The sequence below is a fragment of the Verruconatronum alginivorum genome, assembly GCF_056590205.1.
Genome location: NZ_JBWPVQ010000001.1, coordinates 3,025,396 through 3,052,253 on the forward strand (window position 1 = coordinate 3,025,396; position 26,858 = coordinate 3,052,253).

Below are 26,858 nucleotides of genomic sequence, written 5' to 3' on the forward strand. Positions count from 1 at the left end.
AGGAAAAGGAGGCAATCAAACCTCGTTTTGCCGTTTTGTCCACTGCTGGAGCGCGGAAGCGGCCGCCTTTTCCTCCGCCTCCTTTTTCGATTTGCCGGTCCCGGAGGCGAGAAGTTCGTCCTGGATGAACAGCTGGACCTCGAACCGGCGGTCGTGGGCCTGGCCCTCTTCGCGGCTGACCACGTAGCGGATCGCCTCGTTGCCGAGGGTCGGCTGGACCAATTCCTGGAGGCGGCCCTTCGGATTGCTCAGGGCGGTGTAAGCGAGTAGTTGCTGGCCGATGTCGCCATACCAGGAGAGGACGGCCCGGCGGGCGGTCGGGAGGTCGCTGTCGAGGTAGATCGCCCCGACCAGTGCTTCGAAGGCGTCTTCGAGGGTCGAGGCCCGTTGGTTTCCCTGGCTCTGAATTTCGGAACGCCCCATCAGCAAGCATTCGTCGAGGCCAAGGTTGCGGGCGAGGTCGCTGAGGAATATTCCTTTGGCCAAAATGGCCCGGTGCTGGGTGAGGGTTCCTTCACGCTCGTTGGGAAAGAGGGCGAACAGCCGCTCGGAAAGGATCAGGTCGAGCACGGCGTCCCCGAGGAATTCGAGCCGTTGGTTGTTGCCTGGTTCGTTCGGGTTTTCCTGAAGATAGGACGGGTGGATCAGGCTTTCGCGCAGCAGAGCGGGATTGCGGAAACGATAGCCGATTCGTTTTTGCAGCGCCTGGAGTTTGGTGGAGAGTTCCATGAAGAGAAGAGGGATTGTGGCTTATGGATGGAGATTTGGCAGCAAATAATATCGGCTTTTAATTCGGCCGCCTCATGCTGGTAGGAGGATCGATCATGACTGGAAAAAATGACAATTCACACGCCGCCGTTTCCTCTCCGGCCCGTTTGGAGGAAATCCGCGGATGGCTCGGAATCGGCTCCGGACGGGGGCAAGGAACGGTGGTCAACGGCATCGCCTGCCGCTCGCACGAAGTGGTCGAAGGATGCCTGTTCGCCGTCATCGACGAGTATCTGAGTTACAACACCTGGGAGGACGGAAGGTCGCATGTGCCGGAGGCGGTCCGGCGCGGGGCGGTCGGGTTGATCGTTGAAAAGATCTTGCCGGACGTCGCCCTTCCGCAGTTGGAAGTGGCCAACGCCCGGGTGGCGTTCGCGGCGGTCGCCCGCCGGCTGTATGGGTTGCCGGATGAGGCGCTCGACTTGGTCGGGGTGACCGGCACCAACGGGAAAACCACCACCTCCCAGCTCTGCGCCCACCTGCTCTGGACGGGTGGGGCGAAGGCGGCCAGCATGGGGACGCTCGGGGTTTTCGTCGACGGCCAAAAAGTGGAGGAAGGGGAATACACCACCGATTTGGCCCACGTCATCGCCCGAAGGTTGCGAGGCCTGGTCGACCAAGGAGTGGCTTCCGCGACGATGGAAGTCTCCTCCCATTCCTTGGCCCTCGACCGGGTGGCGAAACTCCGGTTCAGGGCGGGAGTGTTAACCAATCTTACCCGCGACCATCTCGATTTTCATGGGTCGGCCGAAGCCTACGGGGAGGCCAAACGGAAATTGTTTTTGGCCCTCGGGAAAGCGGGGGTCGGGGTGATCAACGGCGACGATCCGGCGGCCGACTCCTTCGCCGGCGCCTGCGCGGGCCGGGTGGTCCGTTACAGTTCCCGGGGCGCGGCCGGGGCGGAAGTCCGGGCGGAACGGATCGATTGTTCGCCCGCCGGAACGCGGTTTGTGTTGGTCGCCGGCGAGAAGGAATATCCGATCGAGAGTCCGTTGATCGGCCGATTTCAGGTCGACAACATTCTCGCCGCCTTCGCGGTGTTGCACGGGCTCGGACGCGATCTCGCTCCGGCGGTGGCGCGGGTGCCGGGATTCCTCCCGGTCGCGGGGCGGATGGAGCGGACCTTGTTGCCGAACGGGGCGACGGCGATCGTCGATTTCGCTCATAATCCCGACGGACTCGCCAATCTGGTGGAGAATTGCCGAAAACTTACCCGTGGACGGATCCATCTGGTGTTCGGTTGCGGCGGCGACCGCGACCGCGGCAAACGTCCGATCATGGGCCGAATCGCCGCCGAAGGGGCGGATGTCTGCTGGGTGACCTCCGACAACCCGCGAACGGAAGACCCGGAGCGAATCATCGCCGATATCTTGGAAGGGTTCGTGGAAGCCCCTCGTCCGGAAGTCGAAGCCGACCGCGAGCGCGCGATCCGGGAAGCCTACCGCGGCACCCGCGAGGGTGATCTTTTGGTCGTCGCGGGCAAAGGCCACGAAGCGTATCAATTGATCCAGGGAAAGAAGATTCCCTTCAGCGACGCCGCCGTGGTGGCTTCGCTGAGGTGACCGCGTTGGGAGCCGGCCGGCCGGTTGTCCGCCGTCATCGAGTGAAAACTCGATGCTACCGACTCGCTCCGTAAACGCCACGCATGCAGGCCGGTTTTCCGCGGTCATCGAGTGAAAACTCGATGCTGCTATGAGGGTTTCGTGACAAGCGGAAAATGAAACCGTTGTTTGATTTATTTTTCTTAGGACATTCTTAAGATCTGCTTTCTTACCTTAGTTCCCCTAGCGGGGGTTTGGGGGCGGCAATGAGCCCCAATCTTTTGGCCTTTGGAGTTGCCCCCGGAAAGGAATGTCTCTCGTCCCCGGTCCCCTCGAACTGGCCGGGGGGACAAACTGCTATCCGCGCGTGCCTTAGAGGCAGCGCATTATAATTTATGCGACCCCCGGCGAGGCCGGAGGAAAAGAGGGACGGAGCAAGCGGCACAATCTACAGGAACGGATGAAAGTCCAAGCATCGAAACGTGCGCGCTCCACTCCGAAATCGGGTTCGCTTCAGGCAAAAAGATCAAAGAACAAAAAGGGAAGTTGGTTGCCCTCAGCCGACTGCAACCTCGGGCATCCTCAGGCCGAGCTTCTCAGGCGTGGTTTGACCGGTGGCCAACCGCCACAGATCGATGGCGAGCTTGCGGGCGGCCGCGACCGCGATCTTGCGCCGAGACCGGCCGCTGACAAGCTTCTCGACCAACTCGCGCACGGGCGGGTAATCGGGTTGCCATCGCACCATGCGCCAGACCGCTTCGATTAACAGGGCGCGTATTCGCGGATTGCCGTGCTTGTTTATACTCAGATCCCGGGAGGATCCTCCGCTTTGGTGAACCCCGGCACATAATCCGACGAAGCCGGCCACTTGACGCCGGTTCTTAAACCGTCCCCAGTCGCAGATCTCCCGCAGGAGCATCACCCAGGTCAGGGCTCCGATTCCGACCGGCAGAGGCTGTTTAACCTCCTCGACCAGTTCCTTTTTGATGGCCCTTTCCTTCTCGTCGAGCTTCAGCAGAATCTCACGCATTACCTCAAGTTGCTGGACCAGATACTCGGGTAATTCGAGACAGAGATCCTTCCATTTGCGCGGCCCCCACCAACGGCCTTTCACGTGGAATCCCTGCGCCAGCAACGCGCTTCGACCACGTGCCTCCCATCCACTCCGGCTCTTCTTGATCTGATCGCGCAGACGTGATCTCGCCCGCGCCTGTTCTTCCTCCTGGCTTGGCACACGAATGACCGTGAAGGCCTTCTTGTTGCCTCGCAAATAGCGGTCGAGTTGGTCGACCAGCCCCCGCGCATCAAGGTTATCCGTCTTTTGGTTGCGTCCGCCCGCCAGGCTCACCGGGGCAACCACGAAAACGGTGGCTCCCAATTCGGTGAGCTGGCGGTATAATCCATAGCCGCAAGGACCAGCCTCATAACAGGCATAAACCTTCAGGTCGGCGGCCACTAACTTGCCAACGAGGCGAACCAGTTCCTCGTGCTTCAAGCGCAACGGGCGTTGCGGCAAGCTGCCGTCCACCTGTAGGCAAGCCACGCCATCGCGGGCATGAAGATCGATCCCGAGCTTGACCTCCTGCCCATTGGACGAGACGATTCCGTTAATCAATTTGGAGAAGTTATTTTTCGATTGGTTATTCATATCGGGCGACATGTTGGAGAATTCTTTCCCACTTGTCGCCCTCATGTTATCTACCGACTTGCTCCGCCAACGCCACGCATGCCGGCCGGTTTTCCGCCGTCATCGAGTGAAAACTCGATGCTACCGACTTGCTCCGCCAACGCCACGCATGCCGGCCGGTTTTCCGCCGTCATCGAGTGAAAACTCGATGCTACCGACTCGCTCCGTAAACGCCACGCATGCAGGCCGGTTTTCCGCCGTCATCGAGTGAAAACTCGATCTACGGCGGTCAGGCGAGGGCGATGGTTCCTTCGAAGACCGTCCGGGCCGGGCCGGTGAGGGTCACGTCGTGGAGGTGGGCGGCGTCGCCTTGGAAGTCGACCGAGAGGATGTCGCCGCCGGCCACCTTGAGGCGGACCGGTTTCGGGATGCCGTGGATGAGGTGGGCGAGGATCGCGGTCGCGGTGACTCCGGTGCCGCAGGCGAGGGTTTCGGCTTCGACTCCGCGCTCGAACGTGCGGATCGGGATGATACCGTCGGCCCCGGGAAGCTGGGCGAAGTTGGCGTTGGCTCCTTTGGGGGCGAAGGCTTCGTGGCGGCGCAACTCGGCTCCTTCGGCCATGATGTCGACGGCGGCGATGTCGGGGACGAATTTGACCACATGGGGAACGCCGGTGTTGACGTAGTGGACGATTGTTTCGCCTTCCTTGCGGAGGGTGAGTTTCACCTCTTGTTTCAAATCGACCGGCGGGGTCATTTGAATGGTGTATAGTTGGTCGGATTCGGTGGCGGCCATCCGTCCGGCGTCGCTGAGGAAGCGGACGCAGCCATCGTGACCGACGCCGCGCGATAGGGCGAAGGCGGTGAAGCAGCGGGCGCCGTTGCCGCACATTTCCCCGCGGGAGCCGTCGGAATTGTAATAGATCATCCGGGCGTCGAGGTCGGGCTCCGGCGCTTTTTCCAACAGGATGAGACCGTCGGCCCCGACGCCGAAGCGGCGGTCGCACAGGTGGCGGATTTGTTCGATGGAAAGGGAGAGGCGTCCGTCGAGGTTGTCGAAAACGACGAAGTCGTTGCCGGCGCCCTGCATTTTGGTGAAGGAGACGTTCATCGGAGTTGGAATCAAAATGGCGCGGGGGCGGTCAGGGCTTTTCGACCGCGTCTTGTTTGTCGCGACCGCGGATCTGCAGGTTTTCCCCCTGGTAGAAGGCGAGGCTGTTGGGGGGAATCGACTGCATCAACCAGACGTTGGCGCCGACCACGGAGTTGGCCCCGACCCGGGTGTCGCCGCCGAGGATGGTGGCTCCGGAATAGACGGTGACGTTGTCCTCGATGTTCGGATGGCGCTTGATGCCTTTGATCAGCTTGCCGGAGGTATCGACTTTGAAGGAGCGGGCTCCGAGGGTGACACCTTGGTAAAGTTTCACATGGGAGCCGATGGTGGCGGTTTCGCCGATCACCACGCCGGTGCCGTGGTCGATGAAAAAGTGGGAACCGATTTCCGCGCCGGGATGGATATCGATGCCGGTGCGTTGGTGGGCGTACTCGGTAAGCATCCGCGGGAAGAGTGGGATGTCGCGGAGATAGGCGACGTGGGCCACCCGGTAGAGGGCGATCGCCAGGACGCATGGATAGGCGAGGATGATTTCCTCGTAACTGGTCGCGGCCGGGTCCCCCACGTAAGCGGCTTCGACGTCGGTGAGCAGGAGACCCCGGATTTTGGGAAGGGAGCGGAGAATCTGGCCCGCTTCCAATTCTCCGGTGGTTTCATTCGTAGGATCCTTCCGGAAGCAGAGGCATTTGCCGATCTCCGCCGCCAGATTCTCATGCAGGACTTCGAGACGGTCGGCGAGAGCCTCGTCGAACTCCTGTTTGGTCAATGTCCTCTCCTCGTAATAACCGGGAAAGAGAAGGTGCATCAGATCGTTGGCGAGACGGTCGACCCGTTCTCGCGAGGGCAGATTCGGCCCATCCATGTGGTTGATGCCGCCATGATGCCGGTAGGAGTCGAGGAGATCCTGAGTGGTCTTGTCCATTGAATTAAAAGGTATTGGATAAGGCGGGAGGTGGACCGGGTCAAAGGATTTCAGGTTTCCGGTTCGTGATTTCTCCCTCGGGGATCATCGTCGGACGGTGATCTCGATCATGTCTAGTCGGTAGGTGCGGTCGACCCGGGTGATCCAACGTCGGGCGAGGTCGGCCCGCGAGACCGGCGCCCGGCGGAAGGTTTGGTCGGGGGCGAATTCCACCGCGCGATAGCCGTCGTCGGTCCGGCCGTAGAGCAGGGCGAGACCGGTGCCGCCGCCGGTTTCGACCGGGGCGATCACCACGTTGCCGCCGTCGAGGGAAGCGTCGATCAAGGGCAGGCCGCCGCTCCGGGCGAAACTGCGGGTTTGGCCCAGCTGGGTCCGGTAATCGCTGCGGTTGACGTCGCGCAGGGTGACCCGGAGTCCGGCTTCCTCCAGGGTGGCGACGACTGCTTCCGGGTCGAAGCTGGAGGCTTCCCGGAGCAGCGACGAAATCCGGCTCAAAAGTTCCTGGGGAGGACCTTCCGCTTCTTCCGCGGCGGGGGTGTGGGCGAGCGGTTGGGCTTGGGGAAACAGAATCACGGCGTATGCGAATTGAAATTCGAAGTCGCGCAGATCCAGTCGATTCGGGGAACGGCCGCCGCGCGGTTCGAGCAGGAAGAGATTGCGCCGGTCGAAGCCGACCGCGACGCCGACTTCTTCGGGAGTTTCGGGTTCCATCAGGGGACGGTAGGCCACGATCACGGGCAGGTTCCAGGTGATGGCGGTTTGGATCGCCGCCTGGTCGATTTGCCAGGCGCCCTCTTGCCCGGGACGGGGAATGATGATTTCCGCCTCGACCGGGAGGCTGCCCAAGGCATTGATCAGGTCGCGCGGCGGAATGGCGAGGTCGGCGTCCTGTTTCCGGGCGGCGAGCGCCTCGGCGAGTTCGGTTCCGGCGGGGATGTCGTGGAATTGGAGAATGGTCCGGATCGCTCCCGCTTCCACCGGTTCGCGGCCGGTCGGTCGGACATTTTGGACATTTTCGATGGTGTAGCGATTCGGGAGTTCGACCGCGGTGAAGTCGAGTCCGCGGAACTCGGTTGCGCTCGGCAGTTTCGCTTCCAGCCAGGCGGTGACGTAGGCCCGGTCTTCGGCGGAGAAGCGGGAGGCGGGGGCGGTGAATTCGCGCCCGTCGCGGCGGACGATGACGAGCCCCTCGGGGCGGACCTCCTTCAGGTAAGCTTCGATTTCGGCTCCTTCCCCGCTGGTCCAGGTCCGCCATTCCGGCTCTTTCGCCCACGCTCCGGCGGCGGCGATCAGCAGGGCGAGGAGGAGGGCGAGCAACTTCGGCAATGCGGAAAAGATCTTCATAAGTTCATAACAATAGCCCGGATGAGGTCGGAAGCAAAGGGAATTGCCGGCGGTTGCGAAGCCGGGGGGGCGCGATTGAAAGTGGTGGGAAAAACAGACAACCATCTGTCATTGCGAGGAAGGAGGAACGACTGACGCGGCAATCCACGTTCCGGGAAAGGGGGCACGGATCGCTGTTTCGTGGATTGCTTCGTCGGCGGAGCCTCCTCGCAATGACACGATGGTAATCCTACCACTTCTGATTACGTCCCCGAAGCGGGAATGATCGCCGCGGATCGATTTCCCGGTCGGATCCGGTCGGCAGATTTCGGATTTTAAAATTTCACTTTTCAGAGCGACCTCCCATAGTGATCCCTTATGTCGTTGAACGTTGTGGAGGGGCGCGGGGCGCGCCATGAACTGCCGGATGAGCGCGGACATTTCGGTCCCTATGGTGGAATGTATGTTCCGGAGACCTTGATGACCGCTCTTTACGAGCTGACCACGGCCTACGAGGAAGCGAAAAAGGATCCGGCGTTTCAAGCGGAACTGAACCGGTTGCTCAAGGAATACGCCGGCCGGCCGACCGAGCTCTATTTCGCCGAACGCCTGACCGAAGAATTGGGCGGGGCCAAAATCTATTTCAAGCGGGAGGATCTCCTCCACACTGGCGCCCACAAGATCAACAACGCCCTCGGGCAGGCTTTGCTGGCAAAACGGATGGGCAAGAAACGGGTGATCGCCGAGACCGGGGCCGGTCAGCACGGGATCGCGACCGCTTCAGTTTGCGCCAAACTCGGGCTGCAATGCGTGATCTACATGGGGGCGGTCGACATGGAGCGCCAGGCCTTGAACGTTTACCGGATGCGTCTTTGCGGTGCGGAAGTCCGTGGGGTCGAGGCCGGGCAGAAGACCTTGAAAGAGGCGATCAACGAGGCGATGCGCGACTGGGTGACGAACGTCCGCGAAAGCCATTACATTCTCGGTTCGGCCCTCGGTTCGCACCCGTATCCGATGATGGTCCGCGATTTTCACAAGGTCATCGGAACCGAGACCCGGGAGGAAATTTTGAAACGGGAAGGGCGGTTGCCGGACGAAATCGTCGCCTGCGTCGGCGGCGGCAGCAACGCGATCGGGGCGTTTTTCGAGTTTCTCGACGAGCCGTCGGTCCGTTTGGTCGGCGTCGAAGCCGGCGGACGGAGCCTGACCGCCGGGGAACACGCCGCCCGCTTCGAAGGGGGGCGCCTCGGGGTGCTGCAAGGCTGCAAGACGTTCATTTTGCAAAACGGCGACGGCCAGATCGAGTTGACCCATTCGGTCTCGGCCGGACTCGACTACGCGGCGATCGGACCGGAACACGCGTATTATCGCGACCGCAACCGGATCGATTTCGCCTATGCCACCGATGCGGAGGCACTCGACGCCTTCACCCGCCTGGCTCGCTTCGAAGGAATCATTCCCGCGCTGGAGTCGTCGCACGGGGCGGCTTACGTGTTGAAACGGGCGCCGGAGTTGAGCCGCGACAAAATCGTGGTGTTGAACCTCAGCGGCCGCGGCGACAAGGACGTTCAGCAGGCGGCGCGCATCCTGGAAGGAAAAGCGCCATGATCCGGAGCATGACCGGTTACGGCCGAGCGGCCGTCGAAGGGGGCGGTTCGCCGCGTCTGGTGGTGGAGATCGGATCGGTCAACCGGAAGAATCTCGACATCGCGATATCGATGCCGCGCGAGTGGCAGCGGTTGGAACCGGCGGTCGGGGAGGTTTTGCGCAAACGGGTCTTCCGGGGGCGATTGAACGTCTCGGTGACCTTGGAGGCGCCGGGCGGAGGGGAGGCGGAGATGTTTCCGGCCGTGGAAATCGAAAAGGCCTTGGTTGAGCTCGCCCGCCTCGGCGAGAAGCTGAAAGTGCCGTTTGAACCCGACGCGAAACTGTTGCTCGACATCGCGGTTTCTCTGCGGAACCGGACCGGAGCGCCCGAGGCGGAGGCGGTCGAAGAACCGTTGTTGGCGGCGGTCGATCAGGCGGCGGCGGAAATGGTCGCCATGCGGGAACGAGAAGGGGAGGCGATCCGGCAGGATTTGGCGAACCGGGCCGGGGAATTGCGGGAGCGATTGGGCCGGATCCGGGAAACCGCCGGCGGCGCGGTGGTCGATTACCGGGAAACCTTGTTGAAACGTCTGCGGGCGAGCGGGTTGGAGTTTTCGCTGGAAGACGAGCGGGTCTTGAAGGAGATCGCGATTTTCGCCGACCGTTGCGACATTTCCGAGGAAGTGACCCGGTTGGAAAGCCATTTCGGGCAGTTCGCGGAGTTTTTGGAGGCGGAGAATCCGGTGGGACGGAAGTTCGAGTTCTTGTTGCAGGAGATCGGACGGGAGTTCAACACCATCGGGAGCAAGGCGGCCGACAGCGCCATTTCGCGCGAAGTGATCGAGTGCAAAAATGAGTTGGAGCGGATCCGGGAGCAGATTCTGAACGTGGAATAGGGGATAGGGAATAGGATGCTGTTTTTAGCCAGGGATGGAGACGAATAGATATGAAGGGGGAACTGGGGCGAAGGTCGGCGGGGGTGGTTTGGCGATGGATTTGCACGGGACACACCCCACCGCTCTGGCGAGCGGTCCCCCCCTCTCAAGAGGGGAACGGGAGACACACCCCACCGCTCTGGCGAGCGGTCCCCCCCTCTCCAGAGGGGAACTTTTTTACCCTTTCAAGAGGGGAACTTTTTCTTGCGGATCCCCTCTTGAGAGGGGGGGACCATGCGCAAGCATGGTGGGGTGTGTAGTTCCTCCGGCAGGCTCCACTCGTTTAGTTTAGGATGAAAACCGATTACATTGTTCTGCTTTATTACAAATACGTCCGCATTCCGGACCCGGAGGCGTTCGCGGCGGAGCATGCGGACCTTTGTCGCGGACTCGGACTGAAGGGGCGGGTGTTGGTCGCGGAGGAGGGGATCAACGGGACCTTGGGCGGTTCGGCGGAGGCGGCGGATGAATATCAAGCCTGGTGCGCGAATCATCCGTTGTTCGCCGACATGCCGTTCAAGATCGACCGGTCGGAAAACGTTCCGTTCAAGCGGTTGTCGGTCAAGGCCCGCAAGGAGATCGTCACCCTCGGGGTCGAGGAACCGTTCGATCTGAAGTCCGAACCGGAAAACCATCTGTCGCCGGAAGAATGGAAACGGGTCCTCGACGAAGAGGACGTCGTCCTGTTCGACGTGCGCAACGACTATGAGTCGGCGGTCGGCCGTTTCAAAAACGCGATTTGCCCGTCGATCCGTAATTTCCGGGATCTGCCGGCGGCGTTGCGCGATTACGGTCACCTGAAGGATAAAAAGGTGCTGATGTATTGCACCGGGGGAATCCGTTGCGAAAAGGCGTCGGCGTTGTTTCGGCGGGAAGGTTTTCGGGAGGTGTATCAACTCGATGGCGGGATCCTCACCTACGGGAAACAAGTCGGGACCGACCATTGGGAAGGCGAATGTTTCGTTTTCGACGAACGGATGACGGTCCCGGTGACCGACGAACCGCCGGAGCCGATCGCCGTTTGCGCCCACACCGGAGCGAGTGGGGCGGTTTTGATCAATTGTCTGGACGACGATTGCCACCGCCTGTTTCCGGTGAGCGAGGCGGCCTTGGCGGAGAATCCGGATTTCCGCTATTGTCCGGCCTGCGCGCCGGTGAAGTGAGGCGGGTCGATCCGAGTCAATCCAGGTCGCGGTGGAACAGATCCTCCTCGTCCCAGCCGAAATAGTGGCCGAGTTCGTGGAGGAAAGTGATCCGGACCTCCTCCCGGTAGAGGTCCGGGTCGCGTTCGGCGAAGTCCCAGATGTTGCGGAGAAAGAGGAGGATTTGCGCCGGCATCGGGGAGAGAGTCGCCCCGACGTTTTCCAGGGACTCGCCGACGAACAGCCCGAGGGTGTCTTCTTCGATTCCTTCTTCCTGCACTTCGTGCGACGGTGCCTCTTCAAAGGAGAGCGGGAGGCCGGTAGCATGGCTTTTCACCGCCTCGGGGAGGCCGCCGATCGTTTCGTCGATGACCTCCTGAGCGAGTTGCACGAGTTTTTCCCATTGCATGCCAACGAGTAGAGCCGTCGGGACGATCCATGGCAAGCGGAGGAAGCGCGCCGGAGGTCTGAACGGAGCATCAGGTTCGGACCGGATTTACCCGCGTTTACCCCGAGTCAATCAATCAGGTTTTTCTGTGATGGTCAGCGGTCGGAGACCTGATTGTCCGAAACCTCTCCGATGCGCTAACATGGTCCCGATATGGAAACAACTGGAACGTTCGCCCGCCCGGTCGTGGGCTGGGGTGAATCGAGGTGCAAATTCAAAAAAAGGAGGTGGATTTGAAACCGTTACGACATTTTTTCATGGCCGAGCTGCGGGAGTTGTATCGAAGGGAGAAGCAGTGGATGCTGATTCTCCCGGAAGTGACAAGAAACCTGTCGCCCCCGGACATCGAGGAGGCAGTGGAGCAGCATTTGGAGCAAACCGCGGCTCGGGTGGTCCGCCTGGAGGAGATTTACGAATTGATGGCCATGGCGGACCGACGCGGCTCGCGGGTGATGAAACCGTATCTGCGCGAAGCCGACCAGGTCCTGACGGCGGTGACGTTGTCGAGTCATTTGGCCCGCCGCCGGATCTCGGAAAGATCGAAGCGCCGGCAGAAATGGGCGCGCTTTTACCCGGCCGGGGCTCAGAATTGAGTTTTTCGGCCGGATTCGGCCTGACTCCCGGTGCCGGCCTCGGCATCGGGGTCGGTTTTGTCCGGCGCATGGACTTCGACGGTGACCAGGCAGATGTCGTCGCCTTGGGCCGCGAAGCCGCTGTAGCGGCGGACGGTTTCGAGGATGCGCCGACCGAGTTCTCCGGCGCTGAACTCCATGTTGCGGTTGACGACGTCGATCAGTTTTTGAATTCCGAATTCCTCGCCCTTCGGGTTGAGGGCTTCGAACAGGCCGTCGGTGAAGAGAAGGAACAGGTCGTCGTCATGGATGGGGCGGCTGAAACAGCCGTAGGTGCTTTCTTCGAGTAATCCCAGGGCCGTGTCGTTTTGCATCGCGTGGAGAAGCGGTTTGATCGTCCCTTTGTGGCGTTGGATGAGTAAAGGAGGCGGATGTCCGGCGGAGGCGTAGGTGGCCCGTTTTTCCGCGGTGTCGATCACCAGGTAAAAGGCGGTGACGAAGATCACCTGTTTGCTGTGTTGAATCAGGTGGTGGAAATGCCGGTTCAGGGCGGCCATGAATTGGGCCGGGTCGCTGGCTTTCGGGGCGAGGTCGTGGAGAAGGGTGGCGACGATCGCGGTGACCAGCGCGGAACGGGAGCCGTGTCCCATCACATCGGCGATGAAGATGCCGGCCCGGTCGGGGCCGAGTTTGATCACGTTGAAGAAATCGCCCCCGACCGTGCTGGCCGGTTGATAAATGTGGTTGAATTTCAGGCTGAGCGAATCGGAGCGATCAAGGTCGGGGACCTTCGGGTATTCGCGTGGCATCAGCGCTTCCTGGAATTCGCGGGCGATCACCAAATCCCCTTGGATCTCGGCGATTTTGTCGTTGATCGCCGCTTCCAGATGGGCGTGGTAACTCAGGACCCGTTGGGCCATCGCGTTGAAGTCGCGGGCGAGTTCTCCGAGTTCGTCTTCGGATTTGAAACCTTGGACCCGGTTGAGGAGTTTGCGGGTTTCCGGATCGAGGGGACTGCCACCTTCGGCGGAGGCGGGAATTCCGCGGAGGCGTTCCAGTTTGGCCGAGGAGGCGATGCTGCCGGCGGCGGCCTGCAGGAGGTTGATCGGCCGGATGATATGGTATTGGGCGAGATAAAGGCCGACGAAGAAACAGGCCAGGACGAAGAGCGCACCGGTACCGCTGATCAGGAGTAGTTGGTTGCGGATCGGCGCCAGGACGAGCGCGGCTTCCTCATGGACCAGGACGAAGATGCGTTGGCTCGGAGCCCAGGATCCGGCATCCCAAGGGCCGTCGTTACCCAGACGTTCCAAGATCGCTTCGATGGCCCGGCTTGGGTCCGGATTTCCCGGGCGTTCCGCGGAAGGGCGGTCGGCCGCTATATTCGACCGCCACGGAAGCGGAGTGAAACCGACCATTTGCCGTTCCGCCCCATCGCGCAGACGGCGGAGCATCCAGCCCGATTCGAATTCGAGCAGCGTGTCGCGGGCCCGGTCCGGGATGCGCCCTTCCACCGGGGGCGGACCAAACAGAATGGTGCCATCCTCCAGAACCAGTTGCCAATCGGCCGCGGCCGCCGCCTCCTCGGTGAGTTCCACAAAGATGGGGGAAGCGTTGACCACCGCCTTGATCACTCCGGCGGCCGGAGCTTCGGGATTCCGCCAGTCTCGGATCGGAATCACCAGGTCGAAGGAGTAGACCCCGGCGCTTTCGTCGTAATTGATTCCTTCCACATGGGAGTCTTTGAACGGTTTTCGAATTCCCACCTGCCACCAAGGTTTGAATGCATGCCAATAATTGGTGGTTTTGCCGGTGGTCGCCACCATTCGTCCGACGGAATCGGTGACGAAGATTTCGGCGAAAAGAGGGGAGATCCGCTGGAAGCTCCGCAATTGCCGGGCGAGTTCGTTGGTGACGAGATCCTCGATGATCGGACTGTCTGGCGGAAGATCCTGCCATTCCCGTTCGATCGCGGTGAGCTCCGACCAAAAAACCTCCTCCGGCTGCTGGCGACGTTCTTCATTGAGAGCCTCGACCGCGCGGTAGAAGTCGGACAAGGCGACGTGATCCTGGAGGGAACCGGTGTGGCCGTTGATCGCGAGGACCAAATAGTTGGCCATCTCCCTCGCCCGGTTCTGGAAAATCTCGCCGGAAGATTGCCGGTAATACTTGTTGCCGAGCACATAAACGGCGGTGACCGCCACGGCGAGGGGCAGGAGGGTCGCAAGCATCAGAATGCCGACAAACTTGATGCGTATGCCAGGTTTCACAAGTCGTTAGTTGGGATCGTTGTTCCGGGGTTCGCCGGATAAATGACTTATGGTAAGCCCGGCCCCCGCCGATTTCAATACGGATTCATCCGCGACCGAAGATCGTCCCGGTCAGATGAGATAACCCCTTGGGGGCGGGGGAGGATTTTGCGGGAAGAAGGTGACAAATCCGCCGGAATCGGTAAGGGGTAGCGGATGGAAATGGTTTCCGAGACGGTCCGTGCGATCAATCCGGGGCTCTCGGACACCCGGGGGCTCGGGCTTTACGTGCATGTGCCGTTTTGCTCGTCGACCTGCGATTTTTGCGCGTTTTATCAGGAGAAACCGGGCCGGGGGGATTTTGATCGGTATGTCGACGGCATCGCCCGGGAGTTGGAACTGCTCGAAACCCCGCTGCCGGTCGAATCGGTCTTCTGGGGGGGAGGAACCCCGGGGTTGTTGCCTCCGGCGCAGATTCGCCGCTTGGGTGGAATCTTGCGTGGAGCCATGGCCGACGCGCCGGTCGAGTGGTCGGTGGAGATGACTCCCGGTTGCGTGAAAGAGGAGCGGCTCGAAGCGTTGCATGAGATCGGCGTCACCCGGATCTCCCTGGGAGCCCAGAGTTTCCAGCCCCGTTTGTTGGACGCGCTCGGCCGGATGCACCGTCGGGAAAAGGTGTTCGAGGCGTATGAACGGCTACGGGCGAACGGATTCGGAAACGTCAATCTCGACCTGATGTTCGCCCTGCCGGGACAAACCGCCGAGGAATGGCGGCTCGATCTCCGGGAGGCGGTAGCCCTCGGGCCGGACCACCTGTCGACGTATTGCCTCACATTCGAGGAGGATACCGCCCTGTATATCCAGCTCTCCAAGGGGCAGATCTCCCGGAGCGAGGAGACCGAGATCGCCTTTTACCACACCGCGTGGGAGGTGCTCGGAGAGGCGGGATTCCAGCAGTATGAGATTTCCAATTACGCCAAACCGGGACGGGAATGTCTCCATAATTTAAATACTTGGGGCATGGGCGAGTGGATCGGGCTCGGTCCGGTGGGTGCCTCCCAATACCGGGGACGGCGTTCCTCCAACATCGCCAACTTAAACCTCTGGCTGGAGCGACTCCGGGAGGGAGTTCGGTCGGACGAACAAGTCCAGTTGCTCAACGACGGATTGTTGGCGACCGATTATCTGATTTTCGGACTGCGGCTCAACCGCGGCGTCGATCTGCAGGAGTGGCGCCGACGGTTCGCGGCCGAGCCGTCGGCGGAATTGAACGCCTACCTGGAGAGGCTGGTTCGGGAGGAACTGGCCGTTCGCGCCGGAGCCCGGCTGATCCTGACACCTGCCGGACGCCTCGTGGTCGACCGGATCGGCGGCGAAATTTTGGAGTTGGAAATCGAGGCGTAGCGGACGGCGCTTGACCACGACGGAACGAATGATTAACCACAGAGATCGATTCGGGGGAAGATTGAACCGCAGATTTCGCAGATAGGCGCAGATGAGGGAGCCGCGCGCTTCAGCCGCGGTCACCGTAGCATCGAGCTTTCGCTCGATGACCTGCCGCGTTCGCCTTCACCACTCGTCCCTTCTTTCAATCCTCCCTGCCCCCCGTCCTTCCCCTTCGCTCCCTCTTATGAACTTCACTGTTCATGCGGGTTGCAGGGCTAAATCGGAGGGTTGGCTTCCAGCCGACCTTATCCTGCAACGACGCCAACGGCGGACGGCAGGATGCCATCCCTCCCAGTGGCGAGGAAGTTTGATTCCATATTGTTCCCCTTCCTTCCCCTTTGCTCCCTTCTGTGAAAAGTCCCGGATTTCGTCTTTATCTTTCCCGGTTGATCCGTAGGCTTCGCTTCGGCATGAAGAACCCGAACGGCCAGAACACCTTGTCCCCCAATCCTCTCGGTGAGGATGGCCCGGACCGTGGACGTTCGCCAGCGGCCGGTGCCGACGACCTGGTCGACGCCTTCATCGCCCGGTGGTCGAAGTCGGGGGCCTCGGAACGGGCCAATTATCAACTCTTCCTTTCCGAGCTCTGCACCATCCTCGGCGTTCCCCAGCCGGATCCGACCACGCCGGAAGACCAGGAGAACGCCTACGTCTTCGAACGGCGGATACCGGTCGCCGACGACAAGGCCGCCAAAACCTCCTACGGTTTCATCGATTTCTACCGTCGGGGCTGCTTTGTTCTCGAAACCAAACAGGGAGTCGAACGAAAGGACGAGGCCGCCCTCTCCGAAGCGGGACGCGAGCGCGAAGCCAAGCGCCGGAAGGGACACGGTCACCGGGGGAGCGCCGGTTTCGACCAGGTTCTCCTCAAGGCGAAGCACCAGGCCGAGCGCTACATCCGCCACCTCCCGCCGACCGAAGGACGCCCCCCGTTCCTGATCGTGGTCGATGTCGGCCACACCTTCGAAATCTACGCCGAATTCAGCCGCACCGGCGGTGCCTACACTCCGTTCCCGGCCGGCTCCCACCGCTTTCTGCTGACCGACCTCCGCCGTCCCGAGATCCGCGAGCGGCTCCGCCTCGTCTGGACCGATCCGCTCTCCCTCGACCCGGCCCGGCGCACCGCCGCCGTCACCCGCGAGGTCGCGGCCAAACTCGCCGCCCTCGCCAAGTCGCTGGAGGCCGACGGACACGATCCGCAACTGGCCGCCTATTTCCTGATGCGCTGCATCTTCACCATGTTCGCCGAGGACGTGGAGCTCCTCCCCAAAGGCGGTTTTGGCGAAATGCTCAAAAGCCTCCGCGGCCAGGTGCAAATCGTCCCCTCCATGCTCGCACAACTCTGGAAGGCGATGGACACCGGCGAGTTCTTCCCGGTGATGTGGTTTCGCCAAAAACTCCTCCGCTTCAACGGCGGCCTCTTCCGGGAGCCCCGCGCCCTGGCCATCACCGACGACCAGCTCGAACTCCTCATCGAAGCCGCCAAAGCCGACTGGCGCGACGTCGAGCCCGCCATCTTCGGCACCCTCCTGGAGCGCGCCCTCGACCCGACCGAACGCCACAAACTCGGCGCCCACTACACCCCGCGCGCCTACGTCGAGCGCCTCGTCCTCCCGACCGTCATCGAGCCCCTCCGCGCCGACTGGCAGGCCGTGCAGGCGGCGGCCGCCCAGCTCGCCAACTCAGGCAAAGAAAAACAAGCCCTGGCCGAGATCGAAAAATTCCATCGCCAGCTCTGTCACATCCGCGTGCTCGACCCCGCCTGCGGCACCGGCAACTTCCTCTACGTCACCCTCGAACACCTCAAACGCCTCGAAGGCGAAGTGCTCGACACCCTGGAACGCTTCGGCGGCAACCGCAGCCTCGAAATGGACACCGCCACCGTCCGCCCCAGCCAGATGCGCGGCATTGAGATCAACCCCCGCGCCGCCGTCATCGCCGAACTCGTCCTCTGGATCGGCTACCTCCAATGGCACCTCCGCACCGCCGGCGACGTCAAAACCGTCAGCGAGCCGGTCCTGGAAGACGCGAAAAACATCGAGGCCCGCGACGCCATCCTCGCGTACGACGACAAACAAATTGTCCGCGATGAATCCGGCCGCCCCAAGACCCACTGGGACGGCCGCACCACCAAACCGCACCCCGTCACCGGTCGCCCCGTTCCCGACGAACACGCCCAACTCCCGATTTACAGCTACGAAAACCCCCGCCCCGCCGCCTGGCCCCAGGCCGACTTCATCGTCGGCAACCCGCCCTTCATCGGAAACAAGCGGATGTACGACGCGCTCGGCCGAGGGTATGTCGAAGCCGTTCGGCAAGCATGGAAAGCTGATGATCCAGGCGGCTGGGACTTCGTGATGTTTTGGTGGAACCAAGCCGCCAAACTCCTCAGGGATGGCAAGATCGCTCGATTTGGTTTCATAACCACAAACTCGATTTCGCAATCATTCAATCGAAAGTGCATCGAAGCCTACCTCTCCGACTCGAAGTGTCCGGTTCGCATTCTCTTTGCGATACCTGACCATCCTTGGGTTGATTCAGCAGAAGGCGCAGCGGTTCGAATTGCCATGACCGTCGCGTCGCGAGACCACGGCGTCGGCCAGCTTTCTTTAGTAACGGAAGAAAGGGAGGTCGAGGAAGGGGAGCACGAAGTGACTCTGAGCACGGGTTGGGGCGAGATTCATTCCGACCTCAAACTCGGAATCGATTTTGGCTCATGTCACGAATTGGAATCAAATCAAGGTCTTGCATTCACTGGCATGTATCCTCTCGGGCAGGGATTTCTTGTGCAGCAGGATGACCTCCGAGCTATGGGGGTGAAGCCTGAAGACCATTCGGACATTTTAAAGCCATTCAAAATCGCTCGCGATCTGACGCAGAAGGACCGTCGTGCCCTCATCATCGACTTCTACCCGCGCTCGTTGAATGAAGCCCAGGAGGCCTCTCCTGAACTGTTCCAGTGGGTACTGGATCGAGTAAAGCCGGAACGGGATCAAAATCCCGTCGAGGAACGGAGGCGGAATTGGTGGCTCTTTACTCGGCCGATTCCGGACCTTCGGGAAGCTTTGAAATCGGTTCGCCGGTATATCTCGGTCCCACGAACAGCGAAGTTCTTCACGTTTCAGTTTCTTGCCCCGGCGACCGTTCCTGACACCTCCGTTGTCGCTATCGTCGCTGACGACGCCTTTGTTTTGGGCATTCTCTCTTCCTCAATTCATGTGCTCTGGGCTACCACAGTCGGCGGTCGCCTCGGAATGGGCAATGATACCCGTTATCAACACAACCGCACCTTCAAGCCGTTCCCCTTCCCCGATTGCACGGACACGCAAAGAACCCGCATCCGCAAACTCGGCGAGGCGCTGGACGCGCACCGCAAATCCCGGCAGGCGGCTCACCCCGATCTGACGATGACGGGCATCTACAACGTCCTGGAAAAGCTCCGCTCCGGCGGCACCCTCTCCGCCAAAGAAAAGACCATCCACGAACAAGGCCTCATCTCCATCCTCAAACAACTCCACGACGACCTCGACGCCGCCGTCGCCGAAGCCTACGGCTGGCCTGACCTGAGCGGGTCGAACGGTCCCGCCGATCTGTCCGAGGAGGAGATCCTCACCCGCCTCGTCGCCCTCAATCACGCCCGCGCCGAAGAAGAAAAACGCGGCCACATCCGCTGGCTCCGGCCGGAGTATCAGGCCAGAGGACAGAAGTCAGAGGTCAAAGGTCAGCAACAAGAGATCGAAGGCGTAGCCGCCGCTGGCAAACAAAGCACCAAGAACAAAGAACCAAGAACGGCAATGGCTTTCCCAAAGTCATTGCCCGACCAGATCGCCGCCGTTCGCTCGGCTCTGGCCACTATGTCCGCCCCCGCCGACGCCACCGCCATCGCCAAACTCTTTAAAGCCGCCCGTAAAGACCGCATCGAAGCCATTCTCGAAAGCCTCCAAGCCCTCGGCCACGCGCATGCGGTAGAGGACGGTAGATATACCGCGTAGATTGTCTCCCTTGCTTCGTTATGAAAATATTTTCCGACGTTTCGCATTTAGGATACCGCCCCAATGAGCTGCATGGATGCTTTAAAAATAGCGATCTTTATCGATTTCGGCTGAACGTCTCAGACATTTCCGGTGAACTCGACAGGGTCTCCCGCTCATTCTACTCCTCAAATTGCGCAGTTCAGCAAATTCGGAGAATGAAGAAAAACGGAACAGTGACATACACTGCCGATACGCTCTATGACTCAATATGCCTCAGAAGAACGGATGCCATTATCCGATCCGCGTTTCATCCAAGAATCGGAGACAGGAATACGGAAATCCGCCGCTTGATATCGACTCTCAAATCTGAACAAGAGGGGAGATTAATTCGGTCCGATATAGCGGATTTCTTTCAATCTATCTGCTTAGAAGGTTTAATTAATAAATTGCCGAAATTTATATTAAAAAACTCACCCGTAATCTTGCATCTATCTAATCTGCTTAATTTCCTGCGGTTAGCGTTCGGAGAGGTGGGCTTGCCGCGGGGGCTCCCGATTAGCTCGAGCTTGGCCGAGCTGGCTTTGGTTGAATTCGATTCTGCTCTATCCGAAAACAAAAGAATAACCTTTTACTTTCGCTACATCGATGATATTTGCCTTATACATGGGGCAGGTCACAATGAAATTCTTTCCTTCGTTAAAAACGCATTGCCAAATGGCCTTCTTCTAAATCGGAATAAGACATCCAAAATTGACTTCCCTTCAGCAAGTAACTTTGCCTTTCTAGGCTATTGCTTTGATCTTTCTAAGCCATTTTCGGTCTCTATATCGAATAGGAAGATCAAAAAGTTCAAGCAGCGAGTGGCATGTGCAATTTGCGATTTCGCAAGAACTCAGGACTTCTTTCTTTTTCGAGATCGGTTACGTTTTATTACTGGCGGATCCTTGATTTTAGATATGGATCGTAATACGACCATCCATTCTGGAATAAAAAATACCTATCGGATGTGTGATGAGAATAAAATTCAAGATCAGTTAAAAGACCTAGATCGATATCTTGCTGGAATGTTACTATCACCCATATACTCTCTCAGCATAAACCTGCGTAATAACCTGGATTCCAATCAACTTCATGAGATCCGGAAGATCTCTTTTTTTTCATCGTGGGTTCGCGGTCAATCCTGGGTCTTTTCCCATGAAAGGCTCCGGCAAATTAAACGGGCTTGGTGCAATGTCTAGTTTTCAGATAAAACAGTCGGATACTGAACGATGCCTCCTGACTGATGTTGCTCCTTTTGAGACCCCTATTTTATACTCGAATTGGGGTAGTTATAACTACGCGTCGCGGCTTAGGCGCAAGAATGTCCCAGCAATATTAGCCCGACTCATGCCTGATAGTCCGAAGCCGACAATTCCGTATCAATTTGAGATCAGCCAATCACTAGATGCAACACGATCTCTTTTCTTGATCCATCCGGCGCATGCTGTTGAAATTGCGGCCTTCTACCGAGATTTTGATGGCGTGATAGCTGGAATTTGCGGTAGAAGCGCGTATTCTCTTCGAAGTCCGAAGAAAATAGCAAAACGCTATTTCAAACGATCTGCTCAAGTATCGGAAGAGCCAGATGATAAAGTCGAGGAGATTTCGGAGAACACGGCCTACACATCATCTTATTTTGCATATAGTAGATACTCTCACCTGTACAAGTTTTATGAATCTGAAGAGTTTGGGGATATTGAACGAAAATTTCCCCTGCTGTTTAAATCTGATATTTTAAAGTGCTTTCCTAGTATATATACTCATACAATAGGATGGGCAGTTCGAGGAAAGCATGAGGCGAAAAGGCGTGCATATAAGCGGATGCGCGAGAGTTTTGACGCGCGATTTGACAGCTTGGTTCAACGCGTCAACTTCAATGAGACAAACGGGCTTATTGTTGGTCCCGAGTTGTGTAGAATATTCGCGGAGATCATTCTCCAGAGGGTTGATTCTAATATTATAATGAGAATGAGGGAGCATGGATATGAGCATGGTCGCGATTTTTCTTACATGCGATATATTGATGATACTTTCTTTTTCTACCTATCCGAATCTGTATTGAAGGTTTATCAAGACGTGGCAATTCGGGAGCTTGAATCATATAAGCTTTATATGAATTTATCCAAGTCTAAGTTTGTAAGAGCGCCTTTCCTCTCGGAATCAAGTTCCGCAAAGGTTGAGATATCTGACTACTTGGGTGACTTCTCCCGAAGAATATCGGAAGGTTTGCTACGGCGCTTCCGTGTAGAGGTAAATCATTTTAGGTCCGTTATCAAGACGTGCAACGCCCCATTTAATCAGATTTCGGCATTTTTATTGGCTTCGCTGGAGAATATAATTAGAGGTATGCGACGTTCGGGTGATAAGGATACTGGAGCTCTGGTCCTAATCATTGATTTCTCATTTTACTGTTTTCGGCTCGACCTCAAGGTTTCATCATCAATTCGATTAGCTAAGATTATACTTGAGGTTGAAGAAGCTCTCGAACAGTTCAGTGGAGCTGAAGCAGTTGTAGTTTTTGATAGGTTAAGTTACGAAATTTCATCAACGATCGAATATGCCATAGGTAGAGCTGCTTCGGTTGAGACGATGAATCTTTTGATTGCATGGTCGAGGAGTAAGTGTTTTTCGGAAGTCGACTCTCGGTTGATCAGGGCGGCAATTGACCGTTTTCGAGTTATAAGGCCTAACGACCCACAAGAGTTTAAACGGTTAGGATATTTCGAGATTGTCAGCCTGATCTACGTAATTGAGAGGTCGACTGCACTTTTAGAGTTTCGCGACGAACTTGTTCAGGAATCGTCACTAGCGTCCAGTTAAAAGTCCTTGAATACCAGTTGGTTCGAAATATCATTCGCGGGTTTTCCGTTATTATAGTTTGCAAATAGCTGATTCATAGGGGTCTTCTGAAATACGTTGACGCTCAAGATTTGTAGAATTCGGCTGAGACTTTCATCGAGTCCATGGACCTTATTGAGACAGGCCACCATGAGGTAGACGCACGTGGCGATCCATATCTGGGTGCGCACCGCGTTGTCACTGGTTCCGTAGAATGCTTTTATTCGAAGATTCTGCTTGATCCATTTGAAGAAGAGTTCGATCCGCCAGCGGCTCTTGTAAATCGCGGCGATGGTTAACGCAGGCAACGTTAAATTGTTTGTAAGGAATGTCAGGCGCTTGTTTGTTTCGGTATCGAAATAAGAAATACGGCGAAGGCGGTCAGGGTAATCCCGTTTTCCCTTTTTCGTCCGCAAGACGATCACTTGATCGCATCTGAGACCAGTGGATTTATCAACCTGCCGAGATTCACACACGGTGAATCGGGTATTGGATTTACTGCGAATAACGAAGAATGCACCAGCCAGATGGATACGGAAAAGGCGGGCGAAATCCAGGTAGGCACGATCAAAAACATAGATGCTTCCCTCCTCAAATGCCATGCGATCGAGAAAGTTGACGTCATGAATTGATCCATCGGTAATGCTGATGAACACAGGGATCGAGCCGGCAAGATCGATCTGGGTATGCAGCTTGATCGCCGCCTTCGTTCTTCTGAACTTCGCCCACGGGAAAATAGAAAGGCACAGGTCGATAGTCGAGGCGTCAACCGCGTAAACCATCTCATCCATCTCCAAGCCGTTCGGCTCGTTGACGTAAAGGCGGCGCGCCTTACGAATGAGAATTTGGCCGAGCGCTTCATAAATTCGCCAATCCCGAAACTCGTTCGCGTAAGCAATGTTGGTTCGGGTGATGTTGCCCCGAATTCCCATGGCGTAGAGATGTTGACTGTTACGTAAACAAGCTTCGATATCACGCAATCCTTCGCGAAATGTGATCTGCGCAAATGCCATTGCCAGGAATTGGTCACGTGCGCTCATTCCCCGACTCTGGCGAGGCATCGGGTAGAGAGCAACGCAACGCTCAAACTGCTCGCGGTGCAGCGTATCCATTACTTGGGTGAAAATGAGACGGCCTTCGTTCATGAGGCCAGTCTCAATAAGCCCGCCCCGAACACCAGACCAAGCTTCAAATGCGTCACAACAAACTCACCTCTTTAGATCATGAAAATCCGTTACTTACAAATCCGAGGTGGCCCCTTAGCTGGACGCTAGTGAGGAATCGTATCAGATTATTCGTAGATTGGATCCCACGCAGTTTTCGGAATCCATTCACCTTTTGCTTGATTTAGTTTCCTGTCCGGTATTGAACGAATCCGAGAAGGCCAAGCTGGTTAGCGCGGCAACCCCATGGGCGAGCGTCTCCGAGAAAGCTGATTTTCAGGCGTATATCGGCCTACATAGTTGGTTTTTCAATTGGAACTGGACCGATCACCTAAAAATTCTCTTGAAAAAGAAGGAATTGTCAGTGCCATATTAATTGGCGGAGCAAGCCATGCTAAGACTCGTCCGAACTGTCTTGATTTCGATCGAACACTTCGGCATGAGAGGTCGAAACCGCTATTTTTAGCCTCTCTTCTGACCACACACACCGACGGCTTGCTCCGCTATTCTTTTTGGGAGCAGCCGAAAGACGTCAGGGCAGACGAAAAACGTCGGGCAGACGAAAAACGTCAGGTCTTGGCTCTTGACAGATGGGCAGACGAAAAACGTCAGGCAGACGAAAAACGTCAGGCAGACGAAAAACGTCAAGCGGACGGAAGACGTCAGGTCTTGACTCTTGACAGTTGGGCGACCCCGAGGCGCGGATCTGGGGAGAATCGATGAAGTCATGGGGGCATCGCTATAAAGGGGCAGAAAAGGGGTCAGCTTTCTGGTTTCCGTATTAGGGGGCGAAAAAAGGGTCAGCTTTCTGTTTTGTCGGGGGTCACCCAAAACCAGCCACTTAGGGACTGCCAGAGATACTCACATGCTAGACCTGGCCCCTTTCTGCGCCCGCGGCGAGAGGCTCAAGCGGGATGCCAGGGGTTTACCACCGCGACGCCTGTGGAGGTGAAGTCGTTCTCGTTGCGGGTGGCGACGCAGAGGTTATGAAGGTCGGCTGTCGCGGCAATGAACAGGTCAGGTTGGCTGAAAGTATGGCCGCTCTTGCGTCCGCGCTCGACCATTTCCCGCCAGCGCAGGATGACATCCTCGGTAATTTCGAGAATGCGTCCGCTAAACCAGGGCCTAAGGTCGGCATCCAACCAATGGTCGAGTTCGTGCCGTCGCGCGGGGTCAGGCAAACGGGCGATGCCAAAACGAATCTCCGCGAAAGTGACGGTGCTCAGAAACAGCTCTCCCGGACGCCTGGTATCGACCCATCGGCGGACAGATGGCTTGCAATGCGTTTTTCGCAGCTCAGACAGGACGTTGGTGTCGAGGAGCCAGCCCCTCACAGATCGACCTCCCGCACCGGCATGGGCTTGCCGGGCTGACCGAACTCCACTTCCTTCAGGGGGGACTCCCGCACCAATACGGAGAGCGGGGTCTTTGATTCCGGGCGCAGTTTTTCGTAAAGCTCCTCGGAAAGGATGACAGCCGATTTTCGCCCGCGCACGGTAACATGCTGAGGCGCATTCCGGGCAAGGCGCACAACCTCGCTAAAACGCGCCTTCGCCTCCTCCAGCTTCCATGATCTCTCCGAGTTCATATCTGACTAGCTTGGTCAGTATACTGGGCTTGTCAAGAAGGCAGCCGCCAAGGGGTCAGGCCTAGTATTTGAGTGTTTTCGCATCCAACCGAGATCATGCAAGGGGTTCATGAGAGCATTTTCAGGAGCCCCTTCGACGGGCTCAGGGCAGGGGCTCTTCCGCGGGCTCAGGGCGGGCTCTTCGACTCCCAATCTTTACGCGGTAATTGGGCCAACCGCACGCACAGGAAGTGCGTCTTGAGGGCTGACCCCCGACTGTTCTTCCAAATCAATCGCCCTCCTGCGGGTCATTGACATAGTCGTAAACATGGTCTAGTTGTGGACTATGAAGTCGATGAATGTTAGCGAGGCGAAGACCAAGCTGTCCGCTTTGGTGGATGAGGTGGAGAAGGGCGGAGAGGTCATTCTCTGCAAACGGAATGTCCCTGTGGCAAGGATAGTTCCTTCGAGAGACGTTGCCGCCGGGGAGCGGCGGCATCGGACGCGAATCGGATGGGCGAAAGGCACCGTGGAGGTTCACGGAGACTTGACCGAACCGGCAATCGACGAAAATACCTGGGAGATGCACAAGTGAATATCCTGTTGGATACGTGCGCCATATTGTTCCTGAGCCAGAACGCCGATTGCGTGCGGGAAACCACCCGCCGGTTAATTTCCGAAGCTCGGGAGGTGAGCGTTTCGGTTATATCGGCGGCGGAACTGGCCTGCCTTCAGGAGCGGGGCCGGATCACTTTACCCTGTCATTGGAAGACGTGGTTTCGTCAGGCCGTAGAGGAGAACGGGTGGCAGGTTCTGCCCCTGAGCCTCGATATTATGGAGGAGGCGTATTCCCTGCCTGGCGACTTTCACGCGGACCCGGCGGACCGCGTGCTCACCGCCACGGCCAGGCTGGAACGGCTTCTCTTACTGACCACCGATGGGAAATTGCACGAATACCCCCACGTGAGGGCCGGGTGGTAGCTCCATGCCTCTCGGGCGTAGGCAAATGGGGAGCCGCCAACGGGTCAGGCCTAGTATTTAAGTTTTTCGCATCCACCCGAGATCACGTAAGGGGTCCGTGAGAGCATTTTCAGAGAGCAGACGGAAGACGGCAGGTCTTGACTCTTGACAGATGCGTATGAAATGGATCTTCCCCCGGTGATTCCTCAAAGATCAAGACCTGACGTCTTTCGCGTCTGCTGACGTCTTTCCCGTCTGCCACTCGAAGAGCTGGCCGGGACCGGCCTTCCCAAGATAACGGACTTACGCGGGCACCTTGGGTTTGCGCTTTTGGGGAGTTTTCCTTCGAGGTTTTCTCGACCGAGGATCACGCAACTCGATCACCAACTCTTTGCCCAGTGCGTTTGCAACCTTTCGAAGGGTGGAGACTCGAGCGTCGCTTGCCTGGTTCTCGAGGCGGGAAATGACGGACTTTTTGGAGTGGATTGCGTTTGCCAGCTCTTCCTGCGTCACGCCGGCACTTTCACGGGCCTCCTTGAGAAGGATGCCAACCAGAAATTCCTGGTAGCCTGCTTCGTAACCTTCCGCAAAAGCCGGGTCACGTTCTTTTCTGTTTTGAATGTATTTATCCAGATCGTCCATG

General features: G+C 58.1%; 23 protein-coding genes. 11 read left to right on the forward strand and 12 right to left on the reverse strand.

The genetic code is table 11. The annotated features are described in order from the left end of the window. Positions 1–15: 15 nt before the first annotated feature. Positions 16–729 (reverse strand): ribonuclease III, encoded by a 714-nt coding sequence (rnc, locus tag ACWUI2_RS10890; RefSeq protein ID WP_486982880.1) that lies wholly within the window; start codon positions 727–729, stop codon positions 16–18. 95 nt (positions 730–824) lie between these two features. Between rnc and ACWUI2_RS10895 the strand changes: the two genes are divergently transcribed. Then, the gene (locus tag ACWUI2_RS10895) at positions 825–2,330 is read left to right on the forward strand and encodes a UDP-N-acetylmuramoyl-L-alanyl-D-glutamate--2,6-diaminopimelate ligase (protein WP_486982881.1); all 1,506 of its coding nucleotides are present in this window, start codon (positions 825–827) and stop codon (positions 2,328–2,330) included. A 535-nt stretch (positions 2,331–2,865) separates the two neighbouring features. Here the strand turns inward: ACWUI2_RS10895 and ACWUI2_RS10900 are convergent. The 5 genes from ACWUI2_RS10900 to ACWUI2_RS10920 form a co-directional block, all read right to left on the reverse strand. Beyond that, positions 2,866–4,002 carry an IS110 family RNA-guided transposase gene (locus ACWUI2_RS10900; RefSeq protein WP_486981276.1) on the reverse strand — a complete coding sequence of 379 codons (1,137 nt, stop codon included), beginning with the start codon at positions 4,000–4,002 and terminating at the stop codon, positions 2,866–2,868. A 5-nt stretch (positions 4,003–4,007) separates the two neighbouring features. Beyond that, positions 4,008–4,130 carry a hypothetical protein gene (locus ACWUI2_RS10905; protein WP_486982882.1) on the reverse strand — a complete coding sequence of 41 codons (123 nt, stop codon included), beginning with the start codon at positions 4,128–4,130 and terminating at the stop codon, positions 4,008–4,010. A gap of 95 nt (positions 4,131–4,225) precedes the next feature. Then, a complete protein-coding gene (dapF, locus tag ACWUI2_RS10910) occupies positions 4,226–5,047 on the reverse strand; it encodes a diaminopimelate epimerase (protein ID WP_486982883.1) in 822 nt (273 codons plus the stop codon). A gap of 31 nt (positions 5,048–5,078) precedes the next feature. After that, entirely contained in the window at positions 5,079–5,972 is an 894-nt protein-coding gene (gene epsC, locus ACWUI2_RS10915) for a serine O-acetyltransferase EpsC (protein ID WP_486982884.1), read from the reverse strand. Positions 5,973–6,056: 84 nt separating this feature from the next. After that, on the reverse strand, positions 6,057–7,316 hold the full coding sequence (locus tag ACWUI2_RS10920) for a hypothetical protein (RefSeq protein ID WP_486982885.1): 1,260 nt from the start codon (positions 7,314–7,316) through the stop codon (positions 6,057–6,059). 357 nt (positions 7,317–7,673) lie between these two features. On the opposite strand from ACWUI2_RS10920, the gene trpB reads away from it, so the two are divergent. The 3 genes from trpB (at position 7,674) to trhO (ending at position 10,980) form a co-directional block, all read left to right on the forward strand. Next, positions 7,674–8,903, forward strand: a complete 1,230-nt coding sequence (gene trpB, locus ACWUI2_RS10925) for a tryptophan synthase subunit beta (RefSeq protein WP_486982886.1) — start codon at positions 7,674–7,676, stop codon at positions 8,901–8,903. Then, a complete protein-coding gene (locus tag ACWUI2_RS10930; protein WP_486982887.1) occupies positions 8,900–9,778 on the forward strand; it encodes a YicC/YloC family endoribonuclease in 879 nt (292 codons plus the stop codon). Before trpB ends, ACWUI2_RS10930 begins: the two co-directional genes overlap by 4 nt. 332 nt (positions 9,779–10,110) lie before the next feature. Next, positions 10,111–10,980 carry an oxygen-dependent tRNA uridine(34) hydroxylase TrhO gene (gene trhO / locus ACWUI2_RS10935; RefSeq protein ID WP_486982888.1) on the forward strand — a complete coding sequence of 290 codons (870 nt, stop codon included), beginning with the start codon at positions 10,111–10,113 and terminating at the stop codon, positions 10,978–10,980. A gap of 16 nt (positions 10,981–10,996) precedes the next feature. Here trhO and ACWUI2_RS10940 read toward each other — a convergent pair whose 3' ends face one another. After that, on the reverse strand, positions 10,997–11,368 hold the full coding sequence (locus ACWUI2_RS10940; RefSeq protein ID WP_486982889.1) for a metallopeptidase family protein: 372 nt from the start codon (positions 11,366–11,368) through the stop codon (positions 10,997–10,999). 272 nt (positions 11,369–11,640) lie between these two features. Between ACWUI2_RS10940 and ACWUI2_RS10945 the strand changes: the two genes are divergently transcribed. Next, a complete protein-coding gene (locus ACWUI2_RS10945; protein ID WP_486982890.1) occupies positions 11,641–12,000 on the forward strand; it encodes a DUF892 family protein in 360 nt (119 codons plus the stop codon). Here ACWUI2_RS10945 and ACWUI2_RS10950 read toward each other — a convergent pair. Then, a complete protein-coding gene (locus tag ACWUI2_RS10950; RefSeq protein ID WP_486982891.1) occupies positions 11,991–14,249 on the reverse strand; it encodes a SpoIIE family protein phosphatase in 2,259 nt (752 codons plus the stop codon). The two genes, ACWUI2_RS10945 and ACWUI2_RS10950, sit on opposite strands and share 10 nt — an antisense overlap. A gap of 195 nt (positions 14,250–14,444) precedes the next feature. Here ACWUI2_RS10950 and hemW point away from each other — a divergent pair, with 195 nt between their 5' ends. The 4 genes from hemW to drt3b all read left to right on the forward strand — a co-directional run bounded on the left by hemW (position 14,445) and on the right by drt3b (position 22,507). Continuing rightward, positions 14,445–15,632, forward strand: coding sequence for a radical SAM family heme chaperone HemW (gene hemW, locus ACWUI2_RS10955; RefSeq protein ID WP_486982892.1), 1,188 nt, complete (start codon positions 14,445–14,447; stop codon positions 15,630–15,632). Between the two features lie 452 nt (positions 15,633–16,084). Continuing rightward, positions 16,085–19,666, forward strand: coding sequence for a class I SAM-dependent DNA methyltransferase (locus tag ACWUI2_RS10960; protein WP_486982893.1), 3,582 nt, complete (start codon positions 16,085–16,087; stop codon positions 19,664–19,666). 20 nt (positions 19,667–19,686) lie between these two features. Further along, entirely contained in the window at positions 19,687–20,886 is a 1,200-nt protein-coding gene (gene drt3a / locus ACWUI2_RS10965) for an antiviral reverse transcriptase Drt3a (RefSeq protein ID WP_486982894.1), read from the forward strand. Continuing rightward, positions 20,843–22,507: an antiviral reverse transcriptase Drt3b gene (gene drt3b / locus ACWUI2_RS10970; protein WP_486982895.1), complete on the forward strand. Its 1,665-nt coding sequence runs from the start codon at positions 20,843–20,845 to the stop codon at positions 22,505–22,507. The genes drt3a and drt3b overlap by 44 nt, the downstream gene beginning before the upstream one ends. On the opposite strand, the gene ACWUI2_RS10975 is transcribed toward drt3b, so the two are convergent. The 3 genes from ACWUI2_RS10975 to ACWUI2_RS10985 form a co-directional block, all read right to left on the reverse strand. Beyond that, positions 22,504–23,670, reverse strand: coding sequence for an IS4 family transposase (locus tag ACWUI2_RS10975; protein ID WP_486981265.1), 1,167 nt, complete (start codon positions 23,668–23,670; stop codon positions 22,504–22,506). The two genes, drt3b and ACWUI2_RS10975, sit on opposite strands and share 4 nt — an antisense overlap. A 923-nt stretch (positions 23,671–24,593) precedes the next feature. Next, on the reverse strand, positions 24,594–25,022 hold the full coding sequence (locus ACWUI2_RS10980; protein ID WP_486982896.1) for a PIN domain-containing protein: 429 nt from the start codon (positions 25,020–25,022) through the stop codon (positions 24,594–24,596). After that, on the reverse strand, positions 25,019–25,276 hold the full coding sequence (locus ACWUI2_RS10985; protein WP_486982897.1) for a type II toxin-antitoxin system Phd/YefM family antitoxin: 258 nt from the start codon (positions 25,274–25,276) through the stop codon (positions 25,019–25,021). The genes ACWUI2_RS10980 and ACWUI2_RS10985 overlap by 4 nt, the downstream gene beginning before the upstream one ends. 334 nt (positions 25,277–25,610) lie before the next feature. On the opposite strand from ACWUI2_RS10985, the gene ACWUI2_RS10990 reads away from it, so the two are divergent. Then, positions 25,611–25,850, forward strand: coding sequence for a type II toxin-antitoxin system Phd/YefM family antitoxin (locus ACWUI2_RS10990; protein WP_486981373.1), 240 nt, complete (start codon positions 25,611–25,613; stop codon positions 25,848–25,850). Next, positions 25,847–26,236, forward strand: coding sequence for a type II toxin-antitoxin system VapC family toxin (locus ACWUI2_RS10995; protein WP_486981374.1), 390 nt, complete (start codon positions 25,847–25,849; stop codon positions 26,234–26,236). The genes ACWUI2_RS10990 and ACWUI2_RS10995 overlap by 4 nt, the downstream gene beginning before the upstream one ends. A gap of 282 nt (positions 26,237–26,518) precedes the next feature. On the opposite strand, the gene ACWUI2_RS11000 is transcribed toward ACWUI2_RS10995, so the two are convergent. After that, positions 26,519–26,857: a helix-turn-helix domain-containing protein gene (locus ACWUI2_RS11000; protein WP_486982898.1), complete on the reverse strand. Its 339-nt coding sequence runs from the start codon at positions 26,855–26,857 to the stop codon at positions 26,519–26,521. Between the last annotated feature and the right edge of the window lies 1 nt (position 26,858).

Bases quoted from the DNA above. Each gene is read 5' to 3' on its own strand.
- trpB (WP_486982886.1), top strand. From the start codon at position 7,674: ATGTCGTTGAACGTTGTGGAGGGGCGCGGGGCGCGCCATGAACTGCCG.
- trhO (WP_486982888.1), top strand. From the start codon at position 10,111: ATGAAAACCGATTACATTGTTCTGCTTTATTACAAATACGTCCGCATT.
- ACWUI2_RS10920 (WP_486982885.1), bottom strand. From the start codon at position 7,316: ATGAAGATCTTTTCCGCATTGCCGAAGTTGCTCGCCCTCCTCCTCGCC.
- drt3b (WP_486982895.1), top strand. From the start codon at position 20,843: ATGAAAGGCTCCGGCAAATTAAACGGGCTTGGTGCAATGTCTAGTTTT.
- ACWUI2_RS10930 (WP_486982887.1), top strand. From the start codon at position 8,900: ATGATCCGGAGCATGACCGGTTACGGCCGAGCGGCCGTCGAAGGGGGC.
- dapF (WP_486982883.1), bottom strand. From the start codon at position 5,047: ATGAACGTCTCCTTCACCAAAATGCAGGGCGCCGGCAACGACTTCGTC.
- ACWUI2_RS10985 (WP_486982897.1), bottom strand. From the start codon at position 25,276: ATGAACTCGGAGAGATCATGGAAGCTGGAGGAGGCGAAGGCGCGTTTT.
- ACWUI2_RS10960 (WP_486982893.1), top strand. From the start codon at position 16,085: ATGAAGAACCCGAACGGCCAGAACACCTTGTCCCCCAATCCTCTCGGT.
- drt3a (WP_486982894.1), top strand. From the start codon at position 19,687: ATGAAAATATTTTCCGACGTTTCGCATTTAGGATACCGCCCCAATGAG.
- ACWUI2_RS10895 (WP_486982881.1), top strand. From the start codon at position 825: ATGACTGGAAAAAATGACAATTCACACGCCGCCGTTTCCTCTCCGGCC.
- rnc (WP_486982880.1), bottom strand. From the start codon at position 729: ATGGAACTCTCCACCAAACTCCAGGCGCTGCAAAAACGAATCGGCTAT.
- ACWUI2_RS11000 (WP_486982898.1), bottom strand. From the start codon at position 26,857: ATGGACGATCTGGATAAATACATTCAAAACAGAAAAGAACGTGACCCG.
- ACWUI2_RS10905 (WP_486982882.1), bottom strand. From the start codon at position 4,130: ATGACGGCGGAAAACCGGCCGGCATGCGTGGCGTTGGCGGAGCAAGTC.
- ACWUI2_RS10975 (WP_486981265.1), bottom strand. From the start codon at position 23,670: ATGAACGAAGGCCGTCTCATTTTCACCCAAGTAATGGATACGCTGCAC.
- ACWUI2_RS10940 (WP_486982889.1), bottom strand. From the start codon at position 11,368: ATGCAATGGGAAAAACTCGTGCAACTCGCTCAGGAGGTCATCGACGAA.
- hemW (WP_486982892.1), top strand. From the start codon at position 14,445: ATGGAAATGGTTTCCGAGACGGTCCGTGCGATCAATCCGGGGCTCTCG.
- ACWUI2_RS10990 (WP_486981373.1), top strand. From the start codon at position 25,611: ATGAATGTTAGCGAGGCGAAGACCAAGCTGTCCGCTTTGGTGGATGAG.
- epsC (WP_486982884.1), bottom strand. From the start codon at position 5,972: ATGGACAAGACCACTCAGGATCTCCTCGACTCCTACCGGCATCATGGC.
- ACWUI2_RS10900 (WP_486981276.1), bottom strand. From the start codon at position 4,002: ATGAGGGCGACAAGTGGGAAAGAATTCTCCAACATGTCGCCCGATATG.